The 5,117-nt window shown below is 64.7% G+C and carries 4 protein-coding genes; 1 reads left to right on the top strand and 3 read right to left on the bottom strand.

The annotated features are described in order from the left end of the window. Positions 1-985 (bottom strand): carboxypeptidase-like regulatory domain-containing protein (locus SH809_00725; protein MDZ4698200.1); only part of this gene is annotated, 985 nt, incomplete at its 3' end. A 3-nt stretch (positions 986-988) separates the two neighbouring features. Next, the gene (locus SH809_00720; protein ID MDZ4698199.1) at positions 989-2,158 is read right to left on the bottom strand and encodes a carboxypeptidase-like regulatory domain-containing protein; all 1,170 of its coding nucleotides are present in this window, start codon (positions 2,156-2,158) and stop codon (positions 989-991) included. Between the two features lie 178 nt (positions 2,159-2,336). Here SH809_00720 and SH809_00715 point away from each other — a divergent pair, with 178 nt between their 5' ends. Beyond that, complete coding sequence (locus SH809_00715) at positions 2,337-2,885, top strand: hypothetical protein (GenBank protein MDZ4698198.1); 549 nt, start codon at positions 2,337-2,339, stop codon at positions 2,883-2,885. Between the two features lie 122 nt (positions 2,886-3,007). Here SH809_00715 and SH809_00710 read toward each other — a convergent pair whose 3' ends face one another. Continuing rightward, on the bottom strand, positions 3,008-4,975 hold the full coding sequence (locus SH809_00710; GenBank protein MDZ4698197.1) for an AMP-binding protein: 1,968 nt from the start codon (positions 4,973-4,975) through the stop codon (positions 3,008-3,010). Positions 4,976-5,117 lie beyond the last annotated feature (142 nt).

The raw sequence follows: 5,117 nt of genomic DNA, 5'->3' as shown, positions 1-5,117 counted from the left end.
GGCCGTCGGTGAGGCGGATCCAGGAGCGCTGGGGGCGGAGGGGACGATGGGGCGAGCCGGATTGCCAGAGGAGGTACTCGGGCTCTTCGTTTTCGGGCAGGTAGGTGATCTCGATGAGGCCGCTGAAGGCGAGCAGGCGCTGGTTGGGCACGCCGGCGGGGACGAGCAGCTCGTCGGGGTCGACCGGGAAGCGGCGATCGCTGCGGTTGATGTCGTCCACCGACGGAATCCGGTGCAGCTCGAAGCCTTCCTCACGGGTGCGCCTGCGCCAGAGGGTCAGCAGCAAATGCCGGAGCGAACCCTCGAAAGCGACCCGTCGATTATCCTCCCACAAGGCGTCTTCCTCGGGTGACGTGGGCGCGAGTTCCTCGAACAGCGGGTCTCCGTCGTACCGGATCGTGCCCCCCTCGCGCTCGAACTCCTTCAAGAAATACTGGAGGCGGTACCCCAACGCGCGGTTTTCGATCTGGAGCGGGCCGGCGGCGCTCGCCGTGAACGACCCCAGCCAGGTGGCGTCGAAGTCCAGCACCTCCGGGTTCAGGAGGCGGGTCTGGCCGGCGTGGGGCGTCTCCCCGATGAACATACGCTCGAAGGTTTCCAACCGCTTCCGCCAGCGCCGGTCGCGTTTCGCCTCGACAATCACTTCGCCAATCTCGATGACGGACGTGGGAAGCACGAAGTCGAACACCAGCCCGGCGGTGTCCGCCACGGCGACCTCCTGGGACGTGGTCTCGAACCCGATGATCGACGCCCACAGCTTGTGCGAGCCTGTGGGGACACGGAGAAGTTCATACCGCCCGCCGGCGTCCGTCACCGTCCCGACCATCGTGAAGCCGACAAACACGTGAGCGCCGGGGAGTGGCTCGCCGGTTTCCGCGCTGGTGACGACACCGACGATCGACGCCCCGTCCTGCGCCCGCACGACCGGGGAGATGCCGGCGAAGATCAACAGGGCCAGAAACGGTATGTGACTACGCTGAAGCAAAGCTTACCGGGACGGCCGGTACTCCTTCGGCAGTTCGTCGGCGATGCGTTCGAAGGCGAAATAGCCGGACACCGTCACCCCGTACGGATTCAGGATATCCCCCTTCTGGTCGATGATCGTCGGACCGTCTTCCTGCCAGATGAGCGAACGCTGGAGCCGGTCGTTGCGTTTGCCGCCCATGGCCCCGTATTGCTGTTGCCATTTTGCAAACGACTCGTCCTCCATTTCACCCTTAAACGCGATCTCGATGGCGCCCTCGAATTCGAGGGTCTTTTCATTGGGATTGTCGGTCGGCTTCAGCATGGATGCGGCGTCGAACGGGATGCGAGAATCCATGCCGTTACCACTGGATGAGAAGGTGCCCTGGCCGGCCGCGCCGGCCGGCTTGGCACGCTGGAAGGTCTCGAAGCCATGCTCCTTGTGGCGACCGGAGAGGACGGCCAGGAAGAAATGGCGGGTGGAGCCGTAGAAGGCCTTGCGCCGGTTTTCTTCCCATAGGGCGGCTTCGGCCTCGTCGGCCGGCGTCAGTTCCTGGAAGAGCGGCTCGCCATCGTAGCGGGTGCGGTTGGGCTCGGCGGCGAAGTCCTTGAGGAAATACTGGACGCGGTAGCCCAGGGCGCGGTTTTCAATCTCCAGGATCTCGCCGGCGAAGGCGAGCAGCGTGCCGCCCTTGTCGGCGAAGTCGAGCACCTCGGGGTTGACAATCTTCGTCTGGGCCGCGTTGGGTGTCTCGCCGATAAAGAGCGAGGTGAAGCGTTCGAGCCGGCGGGCCCAACGCTTGTCGCCCTTGGCCTCGACGGTGATTTCGCCGAGCTCGGACACCGCCTCGGCGAGGCGGAAGTCGAACGTGTAGGATTTTGACTCACGCAGCAGGATGTCTCGCGCCTGCGGGTCGAACCCGATGATCGAGACGTACAGGCGCTGGGCGCCGAGGGGTACCTTTTCGAGCCGGTAGAGGCCTTCGCCGTCGGTGGTGGTCCCGATCATGGAGGAGGCGATAAACACGTGGACGCCGGCGAGCGGCGTGCCCGTGGAGTCGTCCACTACCGTGCCGGTAAGTACGGCCGCCGGCTGGAGCTGCGCGAGGGCGGGGGAGGCACAAAGCGCCAGCAGGAGAAGCGGCAGGATACGCCGGGCCGAGAGGCTCAGGATGGGGAAAACGAACGTGCGCATGCGTCGTGCGGGATGGTCAAAGATGTTCATGCAGGCCAATATGCAGTTTCTGTGTGGGGGGTGTTCCGTTTCTGCGTAGACTGTATATTCTGCCTGATCGGTCTTACAAGCCAGCGTTTGTTATGGTCCCGTAACCGATTCTCTGCCCTACTCTGGTTAAACAAAACAGTCACACGATATGCGTAATAGCTCCACCATTTCCCGCTATGGCCTGCTCGTCCTTTCGATGCTGGGTCTGCTCGCGCTCCGCCCGATGGATGCCACCGCACAGCTCCAGATCGGTGGCGGGCTCGCCTTCGGCACTGAGATCGAGAAGCTTGGTGTCCAGATCTCCGCCAACCTGCCGGTAGCGCAAGAAGGCAAGATCCGTGCGGCGCCGGATCTCATATTCTACATGAAAGACGACTTCGGGGCCGGCGAGGTGCGCTGGTGGGAAGTGAACCTCAATGCCAACTACCTCTTTGTAGAGGCCGAGGACTACACGATTTACGCATTGGGCGGCATCAATATCGCCAACGTGAATTTCGACTACGACATCGAGGTCCCGGAAGTGCCTGGTTTTGGCTTCGACGCCTCCTCGACGGAGCTCGGCCTCAACATCGGAGGGGGAGTCGAGTACGGGATGGCGTTCGGCAACCTGTACGGCGAGGCGAAATACATCCTCTCCGACTTCGACCAGCTGGTCATCAGCGCAGGCGTCCGGATTCCGATCGGCGGCGGCCGGTAATCTACCAATAGGTTTAGTACGGCGCGCGGCGCTCGGCTTCGGTCGGGCGCCGCGTCGGCGTTTATAGGGGCGGGGCGAATCGGCGGGGCGCACGGCCGTGCGCCCGTACGGGGCGATTCGCGTCAAACTGCCCGGCGGATGGCTTCGATCGTCGCGGGGTCTTCGAGGCTGCCGAGGTCGCCGGCGTCGAGGCCGAGGTGGGCGGCGCGGATCACGCGGCGCATCACCTTGGCGTTGCGGGTTTTGGGCAGGGCGGCGACAAACAACACGGCCCCGGGCTTCATGGGTTTGCCGAGTTCGTCGGTGATTCGCTTCGACAGGTCCTGGCGGAGGGCCTCGTCAGCTGCGATGCCGGGCTTGAGGACGCAGAAGGCGGCCACTTCCTCGCCCTTGATGGGATGCGGAACACCGATCGCGGCGCTTTCGGCGACGGACGAATGGGCGTTGAGGATGGCCTCGACCTCGGAAGGACCCAGTCGCTTGCCGGCTACCTTGATCGTGTCGTCGCTGCGGCCGAGGATGAACCACTGGCCGTCGGCGTCGATCGCGGCGAAGTCGCCGTGCACCCAGATGCCCTCAAAGCGCCGCCAGTAGGTGTCGATATACCGCTGCTCATCCCCCCAGAACCCCCGCGTCATCCCGATCCACGGCTTGCGAATGACGAGTTCGCCCACGGCGCCGCGGACGGGCCGGCCGGCCTCGTCCACCACGTCGGCGTCCATCCCGGGCACGGGGCCAGAGAAGGCGCAGGGTTTGAGCGCTTTAAAGAAATTGCCGCAGAGGATGCCCCCGCTGATTTCGGTGCCGCCAGAATAATTGAGGATGGGTTTTTTACCATCCAGGACGTTGTGAAATAGCCACAACCAGCTATCGGGGTCCCACGGGCTACCCGTCGACCCGACGGCGCGGAGCCGGCCGAAGTTGTGCCGCTTCACGGGCTCGACGCCGTGCGCCATCAGGGCGCGGATGAGCACCGGCGACAACCCCAGATGCGTGACGCCGTGGCGCTCGACCATCGCCCAGAGGCGATCCGGCGCCGGGTAGTCGGGCGCGCCATCGTAAAACACCATCGTCGCCCCTATGGCGAGGGTGCCGAATACGAGCCACGGCCCCATCATCCACCCCATATCGCTCATCCAGTACATGACGTCGCCGGGCTGGAGGTCCATGCTGTGAAACATGTCCTGCGCCGCCTTGATCGGGAAGCCGCAATGGGTGTGCACAGCGCCTTTCGGTTTGCCGGTCGTTCCGCTGGTGTAGATGATCATCACCACGTCCTCGGCGGACGTGCGTTCGGTAGGTGCGTCAGCCGGCTGGCCGGCCATGAAATCGTCCCACCAGTGGTCCCGGCCGGCCTGCATCGGCGTGTCGATCCCGACGCGGCGCTCGACGATCACGTGCCGGACGGTCGGCGCCTCGCGTAGGGCCTCGTCGGCTACGGGTTTCATGGGGATGTTTTGCCCACGCCGGAGGGAGCCGTCGGCCGTGAAGAGCGCCTTCGCGCCGGCGTCGTTGAGCCGGCTAGTAATGGCGCCGGGGCCATAGCCGCTGAAGAGGGGCAGGATCACACCGCCGATCTTCACAATGGCCAGAAACGCGATACAGAGCGCGGGCGTCATCGGCATGTAGAGGCCGATCGCATCCCCCTTGCCCAATCCCAGCCCGCGCAGGGCGTTGGCGCAGCGGCAGACGGCGTCGTGCAGCTCGCCGTACGAGTACACCTCCCCGGGCCCCTCTTCCCCTTCCCAGCGGAGCGCGATCCGGTCCCGGATGGAGGTGGCCTGCCACTTGTCGAGCAGGTTGTGGACGATGTTCATCTCTCCGCCGACGCACCACACCGGAAACGCCGGCCCCCGGCTGAGGTCCACGATCCGGTCGTAGGGCCGGTAGAACTGGATATCGAGATCGGCCATCACCGCGTCCCAGAACCAGGCGATGTCGCCGGCGGCTTTTTCGAGCAGGGCGTCGTAGCCGGCGAGTCCGTGGCGGGAGATGAAGCGGGCGAGGTTACTCTGGGCGATCCAGTCAGGGTTCGGCTCCCAGGCGAAGGACTGGCCGAACGGAAAGGTGTCCGGTACGGCGGCGCTCATCGGGCGTTGAACTTTTTCATCAGGTCCTCGATCGTGTGCCTCGGCGCGTCGGGTTTGGGCTTCGACGGGCCTTTGCCACGGTCATTGCCACGGTCATTGCCACGGTCATTGCCACGGTCATTGCCACGGTCATTGCCACGGT

The organism is Rhodothermales bacterium (assembly GCA_034439735.1).
Lineage (GTDB): Bacteria > Bacteroidota > Rhodothermia > Rhodothermales > JAHQVL01 > JAWKNW01.
This window is presented reverse-complemented; position numbering and strand designations above follow the sequence as displayed.